At 57.5% G+C, this 1122-nt stretch carries 1 protein-coding gene; it reads left to right on the top strand.

The window, feature by feature from the left end; all coding sequences use genetic code 11:
• On the top strand, positions 1–1033 hold a 1033-nt coding region (locus tag ACZDWJ_RS19710), incomplete at its 5' end, for a hypothetical protein (RefSeq protein ID WP_463523889.1).
• Positions 1034–1122: the final 89 nt, after the last annotated feature.

Below are 1122 nucleotides of genomic sequence, written 5' to 3'. Positions count from 1 at the left end.
CTGCCAAGAACGAGCTCATGCCAACCGGCTGAGCCAAGAAAAACAGTCTCCGGAACTCCGGGGCGGTTCAGTCCTCGTGGCCCCGGCTCTACTGGCATCCACGTCGATTACCCGAACCGAAGCTCTTCCTGGTGTGTCCACGAAGGCGACCTATGTTCAGAATCCGACCATCACAGTCGGCGACCCCTTGCAGACCATTTTTTCATTCACGCTCCCGGCCGACACGCAGGACAGGTTGATCCGAGCAACGGTTCGCTTTCATTCGAACGGTAGCGGTCGTGTATTGGCAGGATTCAACCTGAACTGCTCGAATGACGATCAGGAGTCCTACGGAACCTCTCAGAACGCTCTGAGCTCCTCGACCGGCCAGGTCGATATGTCGTTCATTAGCGAGACCTCTTCAACGTCGCAACGTGTGTGCGCTCTTAAGGCCAGTGCGGGTAAGATCGGAGTCGAAAACTCCTCCTCGTGGTCGGTTGAATCCGGAAGTTTTATGACTTGGTCCTATGCGGCAGATTCTTTTTCGAAGACTCGCTTCTGGTCCTCTGCTGACGGGCAGTCGTCAAAATTGGCTCCAGGTCAGTCGGTGGTGCCTTTCCGTGCAACGGTCTACGGAACGCCGAAGTCCACCGTCGTCGACCTTCCGGTGAATGTGAAAGTCAGTTCATGCATTGGCTCTAGCGGTGTTATTGACGAGAGCGGGGGCTCCACGGATCTCTGTGGAAACAGCCTAGACCCGGGAAAGCCTGCGTACGTGAGAGTGCAGGTCTACTTCCGGCAACTCAATCCGGCTGGGACGGATTTCTGCGACAACGCTCCGCAGGAGGCCTTTCCGACTGCACCGCAGTTCACTGTCTCCGCTCTGACTCATCACAAAGCTTTTGAAGATATCGGCCAAGAAGGACTCAGTGGGGCTTCCACTTGTGGGACGACTGTGCGGATTTGGGCCGAGGTCACGAACCTGAGCTCGAGTCAAGCCGACATCGTCGTTCATTCGCCGAGCACGTCGCTCACGTTGACAAACGCCAGTTAGTTGTGTCCCGCGGTCGGATTCCGGCGTCGTCAGGTCCCTGGCCGAGCTACGGAGTTCCGCCCGCCGCCAAATCCTCGCCGTCGAGGGCG

This window comes from Nocardioides sp. B129/18, from assembly GCF_055282735.1.
The sequence above is the reverse complement of the archived record's forward strand: the minus strand, read 5'-3'. Positions and strand labels throughout refer to the sequence as shown.